This is a genomic window from Solwaraspora sp. WMMA2065, from assembly GCF_030345075.1.
Lineage (GTDB): Bacteria > Actinomycetota > Actinomycetes > Mycobacteriales > Micromonosporaceae > Micromonospora_E.
Genome location: NZ_CP128361.1, coordinates 2,684,647 through 2,704,465, shown reverse-complemented (window position 1 = coordinate 2,704,465; position 19,819 = coordinate 2,684,647). Strand labels below are relative to the sequence as shown.

The 19,819-nt window shown below is 70.3% G+C and carries 18 protein-coding genes; all 18 read left to right on the top strand.

Annotated elements, in window-relative coordinates:
* Nucleotides 1-333 precede the first annotated feature (333 nt).
* Nucleotides 334-3,402, top strand: coding sequence for an AAA family ATPase (locus O7610_RS12175; RefSeq protein WP_289213313.1), 3,069 nt, complete (start codon nt 334-336; stop codon nt 3,400-3,402).
* Between the two features lie 372 nt (nt 3,403-3,774).
* The gene (locus O7610_RS12170) at nt 3,775-5,280 is read left to right on the top strand and encodes an eCIS core domain-containing protein (RefSeq protein WP_289213312.1); all 1,506 of its coding nucleotides are present in this window, start codon (nt 3,775-3,777) and stop codon (nt 5,278-5,280) included.
* Nucleotides 5,281-5,478: 198 nt separating this feature from the next.
* Nucleotides 5,479-6,072 carry a Pvc16 family protein gene (locus O7610_RS12165; protein WP_281550866.1) on the top strand — a complete coding sequence of 198 codons (594 nt, stop codon included), beginning with the start codon at nt 5,479-5,481 and terminating at the stop codon, nt 6,070-6,072.
* A 19-nt stretch (nt 6,073-6,091) separates the two neighbouring features.
* Nucleotides 6,092-7,300, top strand: coding sequence for a phage tail sheath family protein (locus O7610_RS12160; protein ID WP_281550865.1), 1,209 nt, complete (start codon nt 6,092-6,094; stop codon nt 7,298-7,300).
* A gap of 19 nt (nt 7,301-7,319) precedes the next feature.
* Nucleotides 7,320-8,480: a phage tail sheath family protein gene (locus tag O7610_RS12155; protein WP_289213311.1), complete on the top strand. Its 1,161-nt coding sequence runs from the start codon at nt 7,320-7,322 to the stop codon at nt 8,478-8,480.
* A 45-nt stretch (nt 8,481-8,525) separates the two neighbouring features.
* Nucleotides 8,526-8,963, top strand: coding sequence for a phage tail protein (locus O7610_RS12150; protein WP_281550863.1), 438 nt, complete (start codon nt 8,526-8,528; stop codon nt 8,961-8,963).
* Nucleotides 8,954-9,340 (top strand): hypothetical protein, encoded by a 387-nt coding sequence (locus tag O7610_RS12145; RefSeq protein WP_281550862.1) that lies wholly within the window; start codon nt 8,954-8,956, stop codon nt 9,338-9,340. The genes O7610_RS12150 and O7610_RS12145 overlap by 10 nt, the downstream gene beginning before the upstream one ends.
* Complete coding sequence (locus O7610_RS12140) at nt 9,337-9,510, top strand: DUF6760 family protein (RefSeq protein WP_289213310.1); 174 nt, start codon at nt 9,337-9,339, stop codon at nt 9,508-9,510. Before O7610_RS12145 ends, O7610_RS12140 begins: the two co-directional genes overlap by 4 nt.
* Nucleotides 9,507-10,049: a phage tail protein gene (locus O7610_RS12135; RefSeq protein ID WP_281550861.1), complete on the top strand. Its 543-nt coding sequence runs from the start codon at nt 9,507-9,509 to the stop codon at nt 10,047-10,049. Before O7610_RS12140 ends, O7610_RS12135 begins: the two co-directional genes overlap by 4 nt.
* Nucleotides 10,050-10,062: 13 nt before the next feature.
* A complete protein-coding gene (locus O7610_RS12130; RefSeq protein ID WP_281550860.1) occupies nt 10,063-11,364 on the top strand; it encodes a hypothetical protein in 1,302 nt (433 codons plus the stop codon).
* Complete coding sequence (locus O7610_RS12125) at nt 11,361-12,143, top strand: CIS tube protein (protein WP_281550859.1); 783 nt, start codon at nt 11,361-11,363, stop codon at nt 12,141-12,143. The genes O7610_RS12130 and O7610_RS12125 overlap by 4 nt, the downstream gene beginning before the upstream one ends.
* Before the next feature lie 15 nt (nt 12,144-12,158).
* The gene (locus O7610_RS12120) at nt 12,159-13,214 is read left to right on the top strand and encodes a phage late control D family protein (protein ID WP_289213613.1); all 1,056 of its coding nucleotides are present in this window, start codon (nt 12,159-12,161) and stop codon (nt 13,212-13,214) included.
* Entirely contained in the window at nt 13,211-13,855 is a 645-nt protein-coding gene (locus tag O7610_RS12115) for a phage baseplate assembly protein V (RefSeq protein WP_289213309.1), read from the top strand. The genes O7610_RS12120 and O7610_RS12115 overlap by 4 nt, the downstream gene beginning before the upstream one ends.
* Before the next feature lie 17 nt (nt 13,856-13,872).
* Nucleotides 13,873-14,271, top strand: coding sequence for a PAAR domain-containing protein (locus tag O7610_RS12110; protein ID WP_281550857.1), 399 nt, complete (start codon nt 13,873-13,875; stop codon nt 14,269-14,271).
* Entirely contained in the window at nt 14,268-14,669 is a 402-nt protein-coding gene (locus tag O7610_RS12105; protein ID WP_281550856.1) for a GPW/gp25 family protein, read from the top strand. Before O7610_RS12110 ends, O7610_RS12105 begins: the two co-directional genes overlap by 4 nt.
* Nucleotides 14,666-18,211, top strand: coding sequence for a putative baseplate assembly protein (locus O7610_RS12100; protein WP_289213308.1), 3,546 nt, complete (start codon nt 14,666-14,668; stop codon nt 18,209-18,211). The genes O7610_RS12105 and O7610_RS12100 overlap by 4 nt, the downstream gene beginning before the upstream one ends.
* Nucleotides 18,208-19,194 (top strand): baseplate J/gp47 family protein, encoded by a 987-nt coding sequence (locus tag O7610_RS12095; RefSeq protein ID WP_281550854.1) that lies wholly within the window; start codon nt 18,208-18,210, stop codon nt 19,192-19,194. The genes O7610_RS12100 and O7610_RS12095 overlap by 4 nt, the downstream gene beginning before the upstream one ends.
* Complete coding sequence (locus O7610_RS12090) at nt 19,191-19,817, top strand: phage tail protein (RefSeq protein ID WP_281550853.1); 627 nt, start codon at nt 19,191-19,193, stop codon at nt 19,815-19,817. The genes O7610_RS12095 and O7610_RS12090 overlap by 4 nt, the downstream gene beginning before the upstream one ends.
* The last annotated feature ends 2 nt before the right edge of the window (nt 19,818-19,819 follow it).

Genomic DNA, 19,819 nt, shown 5'->3' with positions numbered 1-19,819 from the left:
TCGACGGCCGGCCATAGTCCGGCCCTGTGGTCGCCGATCACAGAAGGTGACGGTTGTTCCAGGTCGCCGGTCTCGACGTCGATTTCTTCCAGGACGGTCCGCAGACCGTGGCCGGGGCAGGACCTGCCGGCCCGGTTGTCGCCGTAGCCGAAGTGGCCGGTCGACGACAGTCGCGATGACCGGTCGAAGCACCGTGGAGTAGCGTGGCCCCCGTATGTCCTGATTGGCACTGGAGCCGGGGACGACGTGCGGCGACGCGGCGGCGAGCGGCGCCCACGTCCGCGCCGGCGGTGGCCGGCCGGACGGGCCGTTGCGGTACGAAGGAGACACGTCGTGCAGGTGAGACTCTTCGATGAGGTCTCGATCCTCCGACGTGGCCAACCGCTCAGTGCGCCGCCGGGCAAGGCTCTCGAGCTGTTCGGCTACCTGCTCATTCATCGGAACCGGACGCACGCTCGCGAATCCATCTCGGAACTGCTGTGGCCGGACGCCGAGCCCGGCGTTGCCCGCAAGTACTTGCGCCAGGCACTCTGGCGGCTCAACACGAGCATGCAGGACCAGCCGAACGACCAGCGCCGGGCGAGCGAACTCGTCGTCATCGACCCCGGCTGGGTGCGGATCAACCCGGAGGCGCCCTGCTGGCTGGACGTTGACGCGTTCGAGCAGAGCTACGCGGCGGTCCGCGACGTGCCCGGCGAAGCGCTCTCCGACAACCAGGCCCATGCGATCGAGCACGCGCTCGATCTCTACCGTGGAGACCTCCTCGCCACCTGGTACCACGACTGGTGCGGTGCCAAACGGGACCGGCTACGCGACACCTACCTGTCCATGCAGGAACAGCTCATGGGCTACTGCGAGGCCCGTGGTCTCTACGCCAAGGGCGTGGGCCTCGGTCAGACCGTGCTGCGCCACGACGCGGCGCGCGAGCGGACCCACCGCCAGCTGATGCGGCTGCACTACGCCGCCGGCGACCGGATCGCCGCGCTTCGCCAGTACGAACTGTGCACCTCGGTGGTGGACCAGGAGTTCGGGGTGCGCCCGTCGGTGGACACCACGGTCCTCTACGAGCAGATCCGGGCGGACCGGGCGGCGGACATCCGACCGGGCCGCGGCCGATCGGTGCTGACTGTCGGCGTATCCACGATCGCGCCGTCCGCTTCCGGCGGCAATGATGTACCGGTCGGGGACAACCGGGACGAGGTGCTGGGATCCATGGCCGCTTCGGGGTACGCCAACTCGACGGAACACCTGCTGGCCGAACTCGCCCGGCTCGATCTGGTGCTGAGCCGGCAGGTCAGGCGGGTCCGCCGGGCGCAGCGTAGACCCGCTGGCGAGCTCTCCGCCTTCTACGTCTCCGATGCCGAGGTCGACGCGCTGCTGGACGGTGCGCCTGACTGGGTTCCGCCGGCCGACGACGACCCGGAGACCGGCACCGGGCTGGACGAGTTGTCCCGCGAGATCGGTGAGCGGGTGGCGCAGGGTATCCAAGACGGTGCGCATCTGCGCCTGGTGGCGCTGGCCGGGATGTTCGACCTCGCCCCGTTCGACGTCGAAGTGATCGTGGCCTGCCTCGCGCCCGAGATCGACCGGAGCTACGAGCGGCTGTACGGCTACCTGCACGACGATCTGACCCGTCGGTTGCCGACGGTCGATCTCGTTCTCACGATGTTGTGCGCGGACCGTCAGTCGCGGATGGCCGCGCGAGCCCGGTTCGCGCCGTCGGCACCGTTGCTGCGGCATCGGCTGATCACGTCGACAGAGGACCCGACCGCACCGGTGCACTCACTGCTGGGTAACAACCTCCGGTTGGAACCACGGGTCGTCGGTTTCCTGCTGGAAGACGACGACCTCGCCGAGCAGCTTCAGCCGTACGCCCGGATCGTCGCACCGACCCTGACCCTCGATGACCTGCACTTCCCGGCGGAGTTCGGAGCGTCACTGGCCCGGCTGAGCGAGCACGCCGACGACGACCTGGTGGTCTATTGCCAGGGGGCCTACGGTGTCGGCCGGCGCAGCGTCGCGGCGGCGTGCGCGCGCCACTGGTACGCGCCGTTGCTGGTGGTCTCCGCTGATCTGCTGGCCGACCGCCCGTTCGACGAGTTCGCCACCCTGGTTGGCCTGGTCGAGCGGGAGGCCCGGCTGCAGGGTGCAGTGGTGTGCTGGGCGGACGTCGACTCCCTACTCGTCGAGTCGGCCCGACCGCGACTGTCGCTGCTGCTGTCCACCCTGCCGGCGCACCCTGCTCCGGCGTTTCTGGCCGGTGGCACGCCATGGGAGCCGGACGACCTGCCGGCGGGCCTGACCTTCGTCCGGCTGGAGTTCCCCGCACCCGGCTACGCCGAGCGGCTGCGCATCTGGGACGGCGCGTTCGTCGGGGCGGACCGTGACGTGCTGGACCTGGCCGCTGCCGCCGGCAAGTTCCGGCTCACCGGTGGCCAGATCCGCGACGCCGCGGTGACCGCTCACAACCTGGCGTACGCCCGGACGCCCGAGGCGCCCCGGGTCACCCAGGACGACCTGTACGCGGCGTGCCGCCTGCAGTCCAACCGCAAGCTGGTCGACCTGGCGCAGCGGATCACGCCGCACTACGGCTGGTCGGACATCGTGCTGCCCGCCGACCGGATGGAGCAGTTGCGGGAGATCGCCAACCAGCTCCGTTACCGGTCGATGGTCTACGAGTCCTGGGAGTTCGAGCGCAAGCTGGCCAACGGTCGCGGCCTGGCGGTGCTGTTCGCCGGCCCGTCGGGCACCGGCAAGACGATGGCCGCCGACGTGCTCGCCCACGAGCTCGGCCTGGACCTGTACCGGATCGACCTGTCGACGGTGGTGAGCAAGTACATCGGCGAGACCGAGAAGAACCTGTCCCGGATCTTCGCCGAGGCGGCCACCAGCAACGCGGTGCTCTTCTTCGACGAGGCCGACGCGATGTTCGGTAAACGTTCCCAGGTCCGCGACGCGCATGACCGGTACGCCAACCTGGAGGTCAGCTACCTGCTGCAGCGGATGGAGCAGCACGAGGGAGTGGTCATCCTGGCGACGAACCTGCGGAAGAACCTCGACGACGCGTTCACCCGCCGGCTGCACGCCACCGTCGACTTCCCGGTCCCCGAGGTGGCGGACCGCCGCCGCATCTGGGCGCAGGTCTGGCCCGAGCGGGCGCCGCTCGACGTCGACCTCGACCTGGATCTGCTGGCCCGGCAGGTGGATCTGCCGGGCGGGAACATCCGGAACATTGCCCTCGCCAGCGCCTTCCTCGCCGCCGCCGACGGTGGCAAGGTGACCATGGCACATCTGTTCCACGCCACCAGACGTGAGTATCAGAAGATGGGCAAGATTCTGTCGGCGGGGGAGCTCGGCACCGACCCGCCGAACGGGAAGTTCACCGCTGATCGGCGCTTCTGACGAGACTGTGGAGGGTTCGACGTGCATTCAGCACAGCATGACAGCGGCGTGGCGCACCGGTCCCCGGTGGTGGCCTCCGGGTCCGGGTCGGCTCCGCGTCGACCCGTCGCGTCTCGCGACGCGTTGCAGCGGCGGTACGGCAATCGTGGCGCGGGGGCGATCATCCAGGCGAAACTGAACGTCGGGCCGGTGGACGATCCGTACGAGCGGGAGGCGGACCGGATCTCCCAGCTGGCGTTCGGGTCGTCCGTGCAGCGTGCCCCGGAGGCGATCGGTCGGGTGCGCACGCCTACCGGTGGTGCGGCGGATCCTGGCCTCGCGCGGGCGGTGGACCGGGCGCGGGGCAGCGGTGGGCGGGCGGTGCCCGGCGGTGTGCGGGAGCGGATGGAGCGGGTGTCGGGGGCGGACTTCAGCGGGGTACGGGTGCACGTCGGTGCCGAGTCGGACCGGCTGAACGACACGCTCGGGTCGAGGGCCTTCACCGTCGGCGCCGACGTGTTCGTACGCCGTAGTGAGTACCGGCCGGGCAGCGCGCGGGGTGACGCGCTGCTGGGGCACGAGCTGACGCACACCGTCCAGCAGGGAGCCGCCGGACCCTGCACCACCGGGCCGACGCCTGCGGCGGGACCGTCCGTCGCCCAGCGCAAGTTCGGGTTCGAGCTGGAACTCCATCATGTGCCGTTGTTCAGCCGGCAGGGCGGGGTGGAGAGCCGGCCCGTGGCGAACGCCACAGCGGTTGCTAGCGGCAGGCGTTTCGAGGCGCATGTCGACCACACCCCGGACCTGGACTCCACCGTGGTGCCGGATGCGCTTCGTGGCGCCGGCCAGCCGGCCCCGATCCTTGAGCTCGTGACCGGACCGATGGATGAGTTCAAGGATTCCGAGGGTACGGTACGCAGCATCATGAACCGGCTCGTGCAGGTGGCGACGCACATCGACAACCAGGCGCTCACGCAGAACACGAACGTACCGCTGGACGGTCTCCCCGGCCTGACCGCGAATCCGGCCGGCGTGAATTTCGTCGGATATCCGAACGGTTCCACCGCCCCGGCGGGAACGCTGACGGGTGCGCACGGGCATGTGCAGGCGACCTACGGCCTGTCGGTCACCCAGGTCGGCGACGAATTCGCCGACCGGAGCGCACAGCCGACGGCCCCTGGGACGACGGAGTACAAGTTGGATACATACAAGGCCGTCATGGGGGTGGCCAACACGCGAGCTGGTGATGTCGTTCAATGGATCCGGAACAACATCGATGGCGACTACAGCGACCGGGCGCTCGCCGAGGCGCGCGGACTGTTCGCCCTCATCATCAACTATCTCATCATCGGTCGGATTAAACGGTGGACCACGCTGCACAAGAACCACGCCGGCATCTTCTTCTACAAGACGAGACTCTCCACGGTCAGAAACCAGATTGTCCATTCGTATCCCGAGCTTGAGGGGCTCTTTGGCAACGACGAGCTCGTCGACGAACTGCTGGGGCGTACCGGGCGTGAATCTGTGCAACCAGTCTTTCCGGGCATGAGGGAAGCGATCGGTGGTATCGCCCTGGACGTGATGTGCGGGGAGTGGGTCGAGGAGGTCCTCGCCGGAACGGGTGACAAGGTCTTTGACGTCTCCGCCAACGGTGGTGCGAACGCTGTCGAGCTGGTCACTCCTCGTGTCGGTCGGGGAGCCAAGCGGGGGACCGGTGTGGTCGTCGAGAACCGGCGGTTCGCCCAGACCGAGGGGCATCCCTACTGGCACACGTACCAGCCCAACGAGTGGGCCGACATGGCGGTCCGGGTCCGCGACAGCCTGCGCGCCAGACAGGGGTACGCACAGGGGGAGGTCACCAAGGCCGGAGAGTTCTTCAGGGGACTGTTCATCTCGTGACCCTGCTGGCCCAGACGGCCGGACTTGGGTGTGTTGCACGTCACGTCAGCATCTGAATTGCCAGTTCAAGCCCCTCCGGGTCGTCGCCCTGGATCCACCGAGGCGGTTCGGTAGACGCCGACGCAGACGCTCGTGGGACGCCAGTCCGGTAGACCTGTCGACCGGCGCGAAGGACGCAGTTGGGGGCGGGACAGGGCAGTGTTTCATGATCTGGACGCGTCGCTCGCCGCTCTCGTGCAGGGCGAGCTGGCGTTGCCCGGGATCACCGTCAGCTTCGCCACACCGGACGACCAGTTCCCGCCGTCGGGCGTCACGCTGCCCGCGATCGCGTTCTTCCTCTACGACGTCCGGGAGAACCACGAGCTGCGGACCAACCAGTGGGAGAACACCCGGCAGGAATCCGGCATGATCACCCGGCGGCGGGTGCCGGCCCGGGTCGACTGCTCCTATCTGGTCACCGCGTGGCCCAACGACAGCGCGCCCAACCCGGCGCAGGACGAGCACCGACTGCTCGGCGACGTACTGCGGGTGCTGCTGCGTCACCGGGAGATTCCCGCCGACTACCTGCGGGGCGACCTTGCCGGCCAGCAGCCACCGCTGCGCGCGATGGTCACCGCCGAGAGCCAGCTGCAGGGCATCGGCGAGTTCTGGCAGGCCATGGGCGGTCGGCCCAAGGCGGTCCTGCACTACAGCGTCACGCTCAGCGTCGACGTGTTCGAATCCACGCCGGTCGGGCCCGAGGTGACCGGGACGGTCATCCGGGTCGGCCAGAGCGTGAGTCACGAGTCCTGACGAGGGGGAGTACCCACAGATGCCGCAGTATCTAGCGCCGGGCGTGTACGTCGAGGAGGTCCCCTCGGCCATCAAACCGATCGCCGGTGTGGGGACCAGTACCGCCGGCTTCATCGGTGCCGTCGCCGACGACGTCACGATGCCGCTGCTGCCCGGCCGCTCCGGAGTGACTGCGGCCGGTGAGGCCGAGCCAGCCGATTTCCACTCGGTGGCGCCTGCCGGCGAGGCCCAGCTCGTGGACGGCTGGGAGACGTTCAAGAACCTCTTCGGTGACATTCAGCAGGGCAACCACACCCTCGCCCACGCGGTGTACGGCTTCTTCAACAACGGCGGTGGCCGCTGCTGGATCACCCGGGTCGCTCCTGTCGACGCCGACGCCGAACCCTCGGACGAGGATCTGGCCGGCGCGTTGGAGACCTTCGCCGCGATCGACGAGATCGCGCTGGTCGCGATCCCCGGCGCGGTGAGCGACGCGGTGCAGACCGCGCTGCTCGACCACTGCGAGAACCAGTACCTGCAGGACCGGTTCGCGATCCTCGACGGCCGGCAGACCACCACGTTGACCAAGGAAGCGATCCAGGGCGACGTCCGGGACAGCAGCTACGGCGCGATCTACTACCCGTGGATCGACGTGGGTGCCACCGACGCCGACGGGAACAAGGTGTACCAGCCGCCGAGCGGGCACATCGCCGGGGTTTACGCCCGGGTGGACACCGAGCGGGGTGTGCACAAGGCACCGGCCAACGAGGTGATCCGGGGCGCGCTGGGCGTCGAGGCGCTGGTCAGCAAAGCGCAGCAGGCCGGGCTCAACCCGGACGACATCAACGTGATCCGCAAGTTCGGCGGCAACATCACGATCTGGGGTGCCCGCACCCTCGCCGGCAAGGAACAGGCCGAGTGGCGGTACGTGCCCTCCCGGCGGCTGTTCAACTTCCTGCGCGAGTCGATCGACGAGGGCACCCAGTGGGTCGTCTTCGAGCCGAACGCGCCGGAGCTGTGGTCGAAGATCCGGCGCAACGTAAGTGCCTTCCTGACCACCGTGTGGGCGTCCGGAGCGTTGCTGGGCAACACCCCGGAGCAGGCGTTCTACGTACGCTGCGACGAGACCGTCAACCCGGCTGCGGTCCGCGACGCCGGCCAACTGGTGGTCGAGATCGGGGTGGCGATGGTGCGCCCGGCCGAGTTCGTGGTGTTCCGGATCAGCCAGTGGGCCGGCGGGATCCAGTAGCGGACGACCGGACGAGACCGTGACCCACCAGCTGACACCCGGGGTGCACCGGCAGGACGTGTTCCCGCCGCCGCCTCCGACCCAGCTCACCGGGGTACCCGCCTTCCTTGGCCGGGCCGCCGCCGGACCGTACGCCCCGCAGCGGCTGACCCTGTGGCCGCAGTTCGAGGCGATCTTCGGCAGTGCGTCCCCCGGCGACACCTCGGACGGGTTCCTGGCCGACGCGGTCCGGGGATTCTTCGACAACGGCGGGACGCTGTGTCACATCGTCCGGCTGCCCGGGACGCTGTCGCCCGTCGAGGCGGTGCAGGCCGGGCTGGTGACGTTGGACGACCTGGACGACGTCGACCTCGTCTGCGCCCCCGACATCGTCACCGTCGCACCGTGGCCGGTCGACCAGGACATCACCCCGGTCGTCGAGGCGCAGCAGGCGATGCTGCGACACTGCCGGCAGCGCGGTGACCGGTTCGCGCTGCTCGACGGCGTCCCGGCCATCGATCCGCAGATGATCGTCGAACAGTGTGCGGCGTTGACCGGGCCCGACGGTGCGTTCGGCGCGCTGTACTACCCGTGGCTGGGCGCGTCCGGCGCGGACGGTCGGTTGCGTCACCTGCCACCGTCCGGGCACGTCGCCGGCGTGTACTCCACCGCCGACCAGCGGGTCGGCGTCCACAAGGCGCCGGCCAACACGGTGGTCGAGGGCGTCGTCGACCTGCATGTGCAGCTCACCGATTCCGAGATCGGCACGTTGTACGAGCAGCGGGTCAACTGTCTGCGCGCGTTGCCCGGCCGGGGCGTACGGGTCTGGGGCGCACGTACCCTCGCCACCGACCCGGCCTGGCGGGACGTGACCACCCGCCGTCTGGTGAGCACCATCGGCCGCTGGATCGAGCGGTTCATGACCGGTCTGGTCCATGAGCCCAACGACGTACGGCTGTGGGTGCGGATCATGCGGGAGCTCACCGCGTACCTCGACGGGCTGTTCCAGCGTGGTGCCCTGCAGGGTCGTACGCCCGCCGAGGCGTTCTACGTCAAGTGCGACCACGAGACGAACCCACCTGCGGTCATCGAGGCCGGGGTGGTAGTGACACACATCGGAGTGGCGCCGACCGCGCCAGCCGAGTTCGTCACCGTTCGCGTCATCCACGGCGCGAGCGGGGTGACGGTCGGCGTGGCGTGACCGGTGCGGACAACAGTCGGTGCGGACAGACAGTGAGGTGCGGTTGTGGACAGACTCGATCCCTACTTCGGGTACAACTTCGCGGTGGAGTTGGACGGCATCACCCGGGCCGGCTTCCGGGAGGCTTCCGGGCTGGAGACCAGCCAGAACGCCGCCGAGTACCGGGAGGGTACGGACCGGAACCTGGCGCCGCGCAAGATCCCCGGGCTGAACAGCTACGGTGACATCACCCTCAGCCGTGGCCTGACCAGCGACAGCAAGTTGTGGGAGTGGCGGCAGAAGGTGATGAAGGGCACCGTGGAGCGGCACAACGTTTCGATCACCCTGCTCGACCAGCAGGGCAATCCGAAGGTGACCTGGAATCTGTTCGACTGCTGGCCCAAGTCGTGGAGCGGACCCAGCCTGAGCGCGACCAGCGACGAGATCGCGGTGGAGCAGCTCACCCTCGCCTGCGAGCGTATCGAGGTCGATCAGTGGAGTTGACCGGGGTCGCCGAGGCCCGCCGAACCGAGTTCCCGTTCACCCTGCCGCACGGTCTGGTCGCGCCGGACGGCACGGTGCACCGCGAGGGGACCATGCGGATGGCCACGGCGCTGGACGAGATCGAGCCGATCAAAGATCCCCGGGTACGGTCGAATCCGGGGTATCTGGTGATCATCCTGCTGGCCCGGGTGATCAACCGGCTGGGCGGCCTGGAGTACGTCAACACCAACGTGGTGGAGAACCTCTACTCCGCCGATCTCGCCTACCTGCAGGACTTCTACCAGCGCATCAACCTCAACGGACACGCCCGGCTGCAGGTCGACTGCCCGCACTGCAGCGGATCGTTCGAAGTGGAGCCGCCCAGCCTGGGGGGATGACGCGCTACTCCCCGGACCGGCTGCACGAGGAAGTAGCGTACCTGGCCTATCACTTTCACTGGCCATATCAAGAGATCATGCAGCTGGACCACCGGGAACGGCAGCGCTGGGTCGCGGAGGTCGCCCGGATCAACGAGCGGCTCAATGAACAGGGAGGGGCACGGAGATGATGTCGACCGGGATTCCGCTCGGGCTCAGCTGGGCACCTGCCGCCGTGGGCAACTGGACCGGCCTGCGGCTGCCGGACCCGTTTCCGACCTTCAATTTCGCGGTGGAGATCGAAGGCCTGCTGCTGGCCGGGTTCAACGAGGTCAGTGGCCTGGAAAGTCAGATCGAGATGGAATCCTACCGGGAGGGCGGAGTCAACGGCTTCGTCCACCAGTTGCCCGGCGCGGCCACTCCCGCGCACCTGGTGCTGCGGCAGGGGCTGAGCCCGCTCAGCGGTCTGTGGGGCTGGTACGACAACACCGCCCGAGGCGTCATCCAACGCCGCAGCGGCACGATCGTGCTGCTCGACCGGCGGCAGATCCCGGTGATGTGGTGGAACTTCCGCAACGCGTTGCCGGTGCGCTGGACCGGCCCGACCTTCAGCGCGAGCGGCGACGACGTCGGCTTCGAGTCGCTGGAGCTGGTGCACGAGGGTCTGACCAAGCCGCTGCTGGGCCAGGCCGCCGCGCTGGCACACGGCGTGGCCGGCATGGTCGGCTGACCGGGAGCCTCGGATGAACGACGACGACACGACCTTCGACGCGGCGCTGGTCCACCGGCTGTCCCGGCCGGCCCGGCGGCCCGGACTGGTCGACCTGGGCCAGGCCCGATCCGTGCTCACCCGCCACCACACCATGCCGGCGGGGCTGCCGCTGGCCGAGGTCGCCGCGCGCTACGTCGACGTGGCTGCGCAGCAGCACGCCGGGCCGGCGGCGCCCATCGTGTACGCGCGACCCGCGCCCCCGCCGTCCGTCGGGCCTGCCCCGGTCGGCGCCCGGACGGCAGGCCCGGCTGCTCGGGCCGCCACCCCCGCCGGTACGGCGACGGTGGCGGCCGGACCGGCACCGACGGAGACCGGGCCAACCGCCCCGGTGGACCCTGTACCGGTCGTGGTCGCCCGCCGCCCCTCCGTCGACGACCGCCCCTCCGTTGACGGCCGCCCGTCCGGCCCGGCCGGCGGACCGCCCGTCGGCGCGTCCGGCCCGCTGGTACCGGCGCGTCCGGCCGCCGAGCCGAACCCGGTGTGGACCGCGGCCGGTTCCGCAGTCGCCGGCCGGCCCACGCCGCCGGTGACCTCCCTGCCCGCCGCCGGCCGGCCGCTGACGATCCAACGCAAGGCGGTCGCCGCGACCCTGTCCACCGGTGGTCCGGGGGCCGGCCCCGCAGGACGGCCGGCATCGACTGGCCTGGCTGCTGCGACGGGCGCCCCGGGCGTGACGGCCCGGCCGCGCCCGACCGCCGTGCCGGGGCCGGCGGTCACCGACCCGGCCGACTGGAGCGAGTTGACCGGTGCCCCGGGCCGAGCCGCCAGTGGACCTCATCTGACCTTCCGCGTCCCGGCAGCGCCGGACCGCCCCGCCCGGCCGGCAGCCGGAGTGCCGTCCGTCGCCCGACAGCGGCCGCCTGCCAGCGCCCCGGTCCAGGTGGTCACCGCGCGGCCGCCGGCGGCCCGACCGGTGCCACAGCTTCCGCTGTCCGCGGTGGCTGCTGTCGCGCCGGTCCACCCGGTCCCTGGCATCGTCGGCGTACCGTCGGTGGCCGGTAGGCCGTCCCACCCGTCGATGGTCGGCCCCGCGCGAGCGGCGACCGGGCATCGCGCTGTCGGTGCCGGCGGCCGCGGACCCGGTGCGCCTGACGTCGGCGGGCAGCGGCCGGGCGCTCCGGTGGTCGATCCGCCCCGTCCCGACCGTGGCGTGCCGCAGCTGCCTGTTCAGCCGGCCCCGCGGGTCGACGTCGGGCAGGTCACCGAACAGGTGCACGGCCGGATCATGCGCCGGTTGGCCGTCGAGGCGGAGCGTCGGGGGGTGCGGCGGTGAGCCTCAACAAGGCGGGTCTGGCCAACGCGCTGCTCGGGTTCGGCCCCGGTGGCGGAGGACTGCAGAAACTGACCATCGCCCACGACGGCGCGGATTTTGATCGCAACGGCCCGATCGAGGCGCTGTTCAATCCACACGAGATCACCCGGTCGCGGTCGGTCAGCTGGTACGCGCACGAGAGCGCCGGCAAGGGCAGCGCGTGGACGTGGAGCGGGCTGCAGCAGGAGTTCGCGGCCATGCAGCCCGCGACGCTGTCGCTCGAGCTGTTCTTCGACACCTACGAGTCGAGAGCGGAGTCGTCCATGTGGGCCCGGGCCACCTCGATGGTGACACCACCCAATCCGTTCCAGACCGGCGACGCGACCGACGTGACCGTGCTGACCGGCCGGGTGTCCCGGCTGGCCGAGTTCGACAAGGAGTTGCACCGGCCGCCGTTGTGCACCCTGTCCTGGGGTGCCTTCGCCGACATCTTCACCGGCGTGCTCACCCAGATCAGCGAACGGTTCACCATGTTCCTGCCCGACGGCACGCCGGTGCGGGCGACCGTTTCGTGCAGCTTTGTGGAGTCGCTCACCGACGCGCAGCTCAAGGAGCGTGAGCTGCACTCGTCCGACGTGCACAAGACGTGGGTGGTGCGGCGCAACGACACGTTGCACAGCATCGCCGCCGCCGAGTACCGGGATCCGCGCCTGTGGCGGCACATCGCCTCGGCCAACGGCATCGTCAACCCCCGTGACCTGCGTCCCGGCACGGTGCTGACCATCCCGCGGTTGAGCTGAGCGGAGAACCAGGTGATGCAGACTGCCGAGTCGGGGCCGGACTTCGAGATCCGGTGCGGTGGCCGGCGCCTGCCGCCGGAAGCCCACAAGGACGTGAAGTCGGTGACCGTGCTGGAGGACCTGAACGCGCTGAGCATGTTCACCGTGACGTTGAAGAACTGGGACGCGGACCGGCTCGCGGTGACCTGGTCGGACTCGACGCTGTTCGCGGTCGGCACCGAGGTGCGGATCGCACTCGGGTATGTGAAGGACCTGCACCTGGCGATCATCGGGGAGATCACCAGCCTGGAGCCGTCGTTTGTGGAGGGCCGTCCGCCGATGCTGACCGTCCGGGGCTACGACCTGCGTCACCGGTTGGCCCGCCGGCAGCGGACCAGGACCTTCACCCGGACCAGGGACAGCGCCATCGCCCGTCAGTTGGCCGAGGCGGCCGGCCTGCGTGCCGACGTGACCGACACCGGCACCGATCTCGACTACGTGCTGCAGAACAATGAGACCGATCTGGAGTTCCTGCGGCGGCGGGCGGGACTGATCGGGTACGAGATCCATGTACGGGACAAGGTGCTGACCTTCCGGCCGCCGCAGCACGGCCGGGCACCGGCGGCGAAGCTGCACGTCGGTGACGACATCTCCCAGTTCACCCCCCGGCTGCGCACGATGGGCCAGATGGCCGAGCATTCCGTGCGGGGCTGGGACGTGACCGGTAAGAAGGCCGTCGTCGCCGTGGCCGGCTCCGGTCCCGGGCCCACCACGACGGGCGCGGTGACCGGACCCCGGCAGGTCGGCCGGGTCTTCGGCAGGACCAGGTCGACCAGGGTGGACCTGTCGGCACCGAACCAGGCCCGTGCCGACCAGCTCGCCCGGGGGCAGTTCGACGACCTGGCGTTGAGCTACATCACCGGCGAGGCCGAGTGCGGTGGACAACCTCGGCTGCACGCCGGTGAGGTGGTGCGGATCGAGGGGGCGGGCGCGACGTTCAGCGGCGACTACTACGTCGTCTCCGTCAGCCATTCGGTGACCGCCGCGCACGGCTACCGGTCCAGCCTCGAAGTACGGAGGAACGCGGCGTGACGGACGTCTACCACCAGTTGGTTGGTCGGGAGCCGGCCTACCCGGACGGGCGGTACCACGGGGTGGTGATCGGTATCGTCACCAACAACAGCGACCCGGACGGTCTGGCGCGGGTCAAGGTGGCGCTGCCCTGGCTGGCCGACGACGTCGAGACCGACTGGGCGCGGGTGGCCTCGCCGATGGCCGGCCCCGGCCGCGGCTGCTACTTCCTGCCCGAGGTCGGCGACGAGGTCCTGGTCGCCTTCGAACACGGCAACCCGGAGATCCCCTACGTCGTCGGAGGGTTGTGGAACGGCAGGGACGCCCCACCGGTCGACAACGACGACGGCAACAACGACGTACGGGTGATGGTCTCCCGCAGCAAGCACGTGATCCGGCTGATCGACACCAAGCAGGACGAGCGGATCGAGATCGTCGACGGCAGCGGCAGGAACAGCATCGTCATCAGCACGAAGGACAACCAGATCACCGTCACCGCCGACGCGGACGTGGTGATCTCCGCCGGCGGCCGGTTGCGGCTGGCCGGCGCGGGCGTCGAGATCACCTCCACGGCCGATGTCAAGGTCGAGGCGAAGTCCGCGCTCGCGGTGAAGTCCAGCGGCCAGCTGGACATCAAGGGCAGCCAGGTCAACATCAACTGAATGGGGGGTGAGATCACATGGGACAGTTCGCGGCGAAGCAGGGTGACCGGGTCAACGCGACCGACATCCACGTCGTCATGGTGCCCGGGGCACCCGCGCCGACTCCTACACCGTTGCCGCATCCCTTCACCGGGATCATCAACGGCGGGCTGAGCGCCGATGTCAAGATCATGGGGAAGCCGGCGGCGGTGGCCGGCTCCACCGCCGAGAACACCCCGGCGCACGTACCCACCGCGCCCGGCACGTCGTTTCAGAAACAGCCGTCGAACACGGCCACCCTCGAAGGCGGCAGCGCGACCGTGAGGATCAACGGAAAGCCGGCGATCAGGTCCGGTGACCTCGCGTCGACCTGCAACGATCCGCAGGACCTGCCCAGCGGCGCGGTCCTGGCCACGGGTACGGTGACGATCGGGTGACCAGCGCGGTGAACCACGGATTCCTCGGCACCGGCTGGGCGTTCCCACTCGGCTACGAGCCGGGGCAGGGCATCCGGCTCAGCGACGACGGCGCGGCCCTGATCCGCCAGTCGATCGGGCTCATCCTCGGCACCGCGCCCGGTGAGCGGGTGATGCGGCCGGACTTCGGCTGCGGCATCCACGACCTCGTGTTCGACGTCAACGACGTCGGCACCGCCGGGCGGATCAGCCGGTCGGTGCGGGAGGCACTGGCCCGCTGGGAACCACGGATCGACGTGCTGGACGTCTATGCCGCACCCGACCCCGACGACCGGCGCCGCCTGCTCATCGAAATCAACTACCAGGTGCGTTCGACCAACAGCCGGTTCAATCTCGTCTACCCCTTCTACCTGGCATGACCGGACAGCCCCCACCCATCGACCCCCGCGACCGCGAGGCGCTCGCCGCGCAGACCGCCGCGCTGGCGACCCGGTACAGCGGCTGGCGGCCGCCCACCGACGGGCGGCGGGACGCCGGTCAGGCGCTGATCGGCATCTTCGCCCGCTACGCCGAACTGGTGGTGCAGCGGCTGAACCAGGTGCCGGAACGTGACTACCTTGCGTTTCTCAACCTGATCGGGACCCGGCCGGCGCCGCCGCGTCCGGCCCGCGTGCCGCTCACCTTCGCTCTGGCCCAGGGCAGCCAGACCGAAGCGGTGGTCCCGGCCGGCACTCAGGTCGCGGCCACCCCGCGCGACGGCGAGGACGACGAGGTCGTCTTCGAGACCGTGACCGATCTGGTGGTCACCCCGGCCCAGTTGCGGACCGTACTGGTCGACGACGCACCGCAGGACGCCTACGCCGACCGCAGTGCCATGGCCACCGGCCAGCGGGACGAGCCGTTCGACGCCTTCAACGGCGATCAGCCGGTGCCGCACCGGTTCTTCGTGGCCTGCGACCCGGTTCTCGCCGCCGAGGGAACCAAGACGGTCACCCTGGCACTGACCGCCTCGCACGCCGCCCTGCTCGCCGAGTGGCCGATCTCCTGGGCCTACTGGGACGGCGCCCGGTGGCATCCGGTCGAGGCCGGGACGACGCTGTGGGACGGTGCCTGGACGGTGACGTTGGCCGATCTGCCGCCACTGCCTGCGTACGATGTGGACGGCACCACCGCTGGTTGGCTGCGCGCGCAGCTCGACATGCCGATGCCGCAGCCGGTCTCCGGGCTGGCGCTCGACGCCGTCGCGTCCGGCCGTCGGACCCCGCAGGCCGCCGTCGACGGGTTCTACCCGTTCGGCGAGAGCAGTCAGGTCCGGTGGTGCTACCTCAGCGTCGGTGTGGTGGTCCCCGGCACGGTGGCCCGGCTCGCGGTCACCCTGGCCCGGCCCGGCACGCCCGCCGACCCGGCGACCCCGGTGCGGCTGGTGTGGTCGTACAAGGTCGGCGACGAATGGCGGCGGCTGGGCGAGTCCGGCACGGCGACGGCGGAGTCCGACGGCGACGCCGCCGGGGAACTGGTCGACAGCACGCTCGCGTTCACCGCCGACGGCGAGGTCAGTTTCCGGGTGCCGGCCGACTGGCCGGCCGAGCTGTTCCAGGGACGGCCGGGCCACTGGCTGCGGGCCGAGATCGTCGACCACGGGGCGACGTACGCCATCCTGCCCCGGCTGGCGGCGTTGTCCGTCGGCTACGACTGGGAACTGCCCGTCGTCACCGGCATCGACGCGCGGGTGCAGACGCCACCGGATCCGGTGGCGTTGCCGCAGGCCTTCAGCAACACCAGCCCACTGGACGTGACCAGGGACTTCTATCCCTTCGGCGAACAGCCACGGTTCAACGACACCTGCTATCTGGCGTGCCCGGCGAGCCTGGTCTGGCCGGGTGCGGAACTCGTCGTCGACGTGACGCTGACCAACGGGCCGGCCGACCAGGCGGATCCCGTGGTGCCGCCGGTACGCACCGATGGCGACCCGCGACTCGTCTGGGAGGCATGGGACGGCGCGGCGTGGCGGGGGGTGATGGTCGACGACCCGCAGTACGCCTTCACCGACAGCGCCACCGTGACGCTCACCCCACCGGACGGGTTCGCGCGCACCGAGGTGAACGGCGTCGAGGCGCACTGGGTGCGGGTCCGGCTGATCGGCGGCGACTACGGGGTCGCGGCCCACTACACCCGCAACGACGACGGAGGCTACGAACTGGTCGACGCCACCTTCGCTCCGCCGGTCGTCACCAGGTTGTCGTGGCGGTCCCGGGCCGGGCTGGCGGCTGCGGTCCCGGCCCAGGCCTGTGTGACCGAGAACGACTTCCGTCTCGTCACTCACCACCGCGACGGTGACGAGCGGTGGCAGATCACCCCCTTCACCCCCAATCCGCACCGGGACCGAGCTCTCTACCTCGGCTTCGACCAGCCGTTCGACAACCGGCCGGTCACGCTCTACCTGCAGGTCGAACCACCGGCACCCGAGGACGTGGTGGCCGACCGGCTGGCCGGCGCCGACCTGACCGACCGGGCCGACCTGGTGTGGGAGTACAGCGGTGCCGACGGTTGGCGGCCGTTGATCGCGGTCGACGAGACCGGGACGCTGGGCGACCGCGGCGTGGTCCGCTTCGTCGGTCCTCCGGACCTGACCGCCCGGGAGTCGTTCGGTCAGCACCGGTGCTGGTTGCGACTGCGACACCGGCGTGGCGGCTTCGCGATCCCACCACGGCTGCGTCGGGTCTCGCCGAACACGACGTGGGCTACGCAGACGACCACCATCACCGGGGAGATCCTCGGATCGGGCCTCGCCGAGGCCGGCCAGCGGCTGGCCACCGCGCAGACACCGGTGCTGGCCGACCAGCGACTCGTCGTCCGCGAGCCGCAGCGGCCGTCACCGGCGGAGGAGGCCGCGCTCGTCGAGGCCGACGGCGCGGGTGCCGTCACGGCCGCCGACGATGCGGGGCAGGTCTGGGTACGCTGGCACGAGGTGACGGACTTCCACCGCTCCGGGCCAGGGGACCGCCACTACACGATAGACGCCGCCACCGGCGAGATCGGATTCGGTGACGGGCAGGCGGGGCAGGTGGTGCCGATCGGGCAGAACAACGTCCGGATCACCTACCGCACGGGCGGCGGCGAGCGGGGCAACCGACCTGCGGACACCATCGCCACGTTGAAGTCCGCGGTTCCCTACCTGGACTCGGTGACCAACCTCGAGCCCGCTTCCGGCGGGTCCGGCTGGGAGCCGATGGAGCGGGTGCGGACACGGGGGCCCAAGGCGCTACGCCACCGTGACCGGGCGGTCACGGTCGACGACTTCGCGGACCTCGCGTTCGAGTCCTCGGCCGAGGTGGCCCGGGCGCAGGCGGTGTCGCCCAGCGGGTTCGATCCGTTCGACCTGTGGCTGGACCCGGACCAACAGCCGGGCGGTGAGCATCAGCAGGCTGACGCAGGTGGGGTCGGGGTCATCGTGGTCCCGTTCTCCACCGCCGCCCGACCGGTGCCCAGCCTGGGTCTGTTGCGTCAGGTGGACCGGCACCTGCGGGCGCGGTGCGCGCCGACCGTCGGCCTGTGGGTGGCCGGCCCGGAGTGGATCGAGGTGACCGTCACCGCCACCGTGGTGGCCGGCGACCCGACGGCCGCCGGGCTGATCCAGGCGCGGGTCGAGCAGGTCCTGGACCGTTTCCTGCATCCGCTGACCGGCGGACCGGACGGCACCGGCTGGGCGTTCGGCCGCAAGCCGCACCGTTCGGACATGTACGCGGCGGTCACAGCAGTCGACGGGGTCGACCATGTCCGCGAACTCGAGGTGGTGCAGGTGGCCCGGTCCGAGTCGCTCGGCGAGCGGTTGGCGGCGGTCCTCGGCCGTTCGCTGGCGCAGGGCGCGGCCGAGCCGGTTGCCGCGGACCTGACCCGGTGGCTGGCACGTGCGCTGGTCTATTCCGGGCGACACCAGATCACCGTGACCCTTCCAGCGTGAGGACCGCCGTGCCGATTCCGTTGCCGAACCTCGACGACCGCGACTACGACGACCTCGTCGGCGAGGCACGGTCGCTCATCCCGGTCCTGCTGCCGGAGTGGACCGATCACAACCCCAGCGACCCCGGCGTCATCCTGGTCGAGATGCTGGCCTGGTTGACCGAGATGCAGCTGTACCAGGTCAACCAGATTCCGCAGAGCCACACCCGGAACTTCCTGCAGCTGCTCAACGGCCCGGAGTGGACACCTCCGACCACCGGTGGGCTCGACGCCGCCGTCCGGCAGAGCCTGGCCGACCTGCATGAGCGCTACCGGGCCGCGACCGCGGACGACTACGAGTACCTGGTCGGCACGGTATGGCCGGCGCAGCGACAGCCCGCCGGGCCGGACCGGGTGCGGCGGGTCCGGTGCGTGGCGGGTCGTGACCTCGCCGGTACGGATCCGGCCGCTGTCGCCCCGGCACACGTCAGCGTCGTCGTCGTCCCGGCGCCGGGTACGGAGACCGACACCCATCCGGTGCCGACCGAGGAGCTGACCACCGAACTGCACGACTTCCTGGCCCCGCGTCGGCTGCTGACCGTACGTCACCATGTCGTCGGCCCGCAGTACGTCGACATCGGGATCTCGGCCGATCTGGCATTGCGCGAGGATGCTCCGCCGACCGAGGCGCTCGCCGACGCTCGGGCCCGGCTGCACCGGTTCTACGACCCGTTCACCGGCGGTACCGGCGGCACCGGCTGGCCCTTCGGACAGGGAGTCCACCCGTCCGAGGTGTATGCGGTACTCGAGCAGTCACCCCTGCTCGACTACATCGAGAACGTCCAGCTCGCCCTGGTCGGCGCCGGTGGTGGCGTCGGTGCCGGTGACACGGGGGGCAGCGTCGCGCTGGACGTGCACCAACTGCCCCGGCTGGCCCGCCTGGACCTGGTCGGCTACGACGGCTACGGCCGGACCTACCCGCCCGGCGGGGAGGGCGCACGATGAGCCGGTACCTCGATCATCTCCCGGTGATGTTCCGGGAGGACCCGTTCGCCGGCCGGTTCCTGCTGGCCTTCGAGGCGATCCTGACCGGCCGCGACGACGTCGAGGGTCTGGAACAGACCATCGGACGTTCGGCCGACTACATCGATCCGGTGCACACCGGTGAGGACTTCCTGCCGTGGCTGGCCGGCTGGGTGGCGTTGAGCCTTCGCGCGGACTGGGACGTGGACACCAAACGCGGCTTCATCCGGGAGGTCGTGCCGTTGTACCGGCAGCGGGGGACCCTGGCCGGGCTGCGCCGGATGCTGGAGATCTACCTGCGCCCGTTGGCCGACCAGGTGACCCGGGAGGACGTGGTGATCCTGGACGGGTACGACACACCCGCCCACTACTTCCAGGTACAGCTGACTCTCGGCGCCGCCGACGGCGACGAGTTGCGCAGGGTGCAGGAGACCGCACGGGCGATCATCGACCGGGAGAAGCCGGCCCACACGTTCTACGCGCTCAAGGTCGTGGTGCCCACGATGCGGCTGGTCTCCGAGGAGCTGAAGGAACGCGAAGGCGGCAAGCCGGAGCGGCTCGTCCTCAACCGCAACACGTTGCTCGGCACGCGCGACTCGACCTGAAA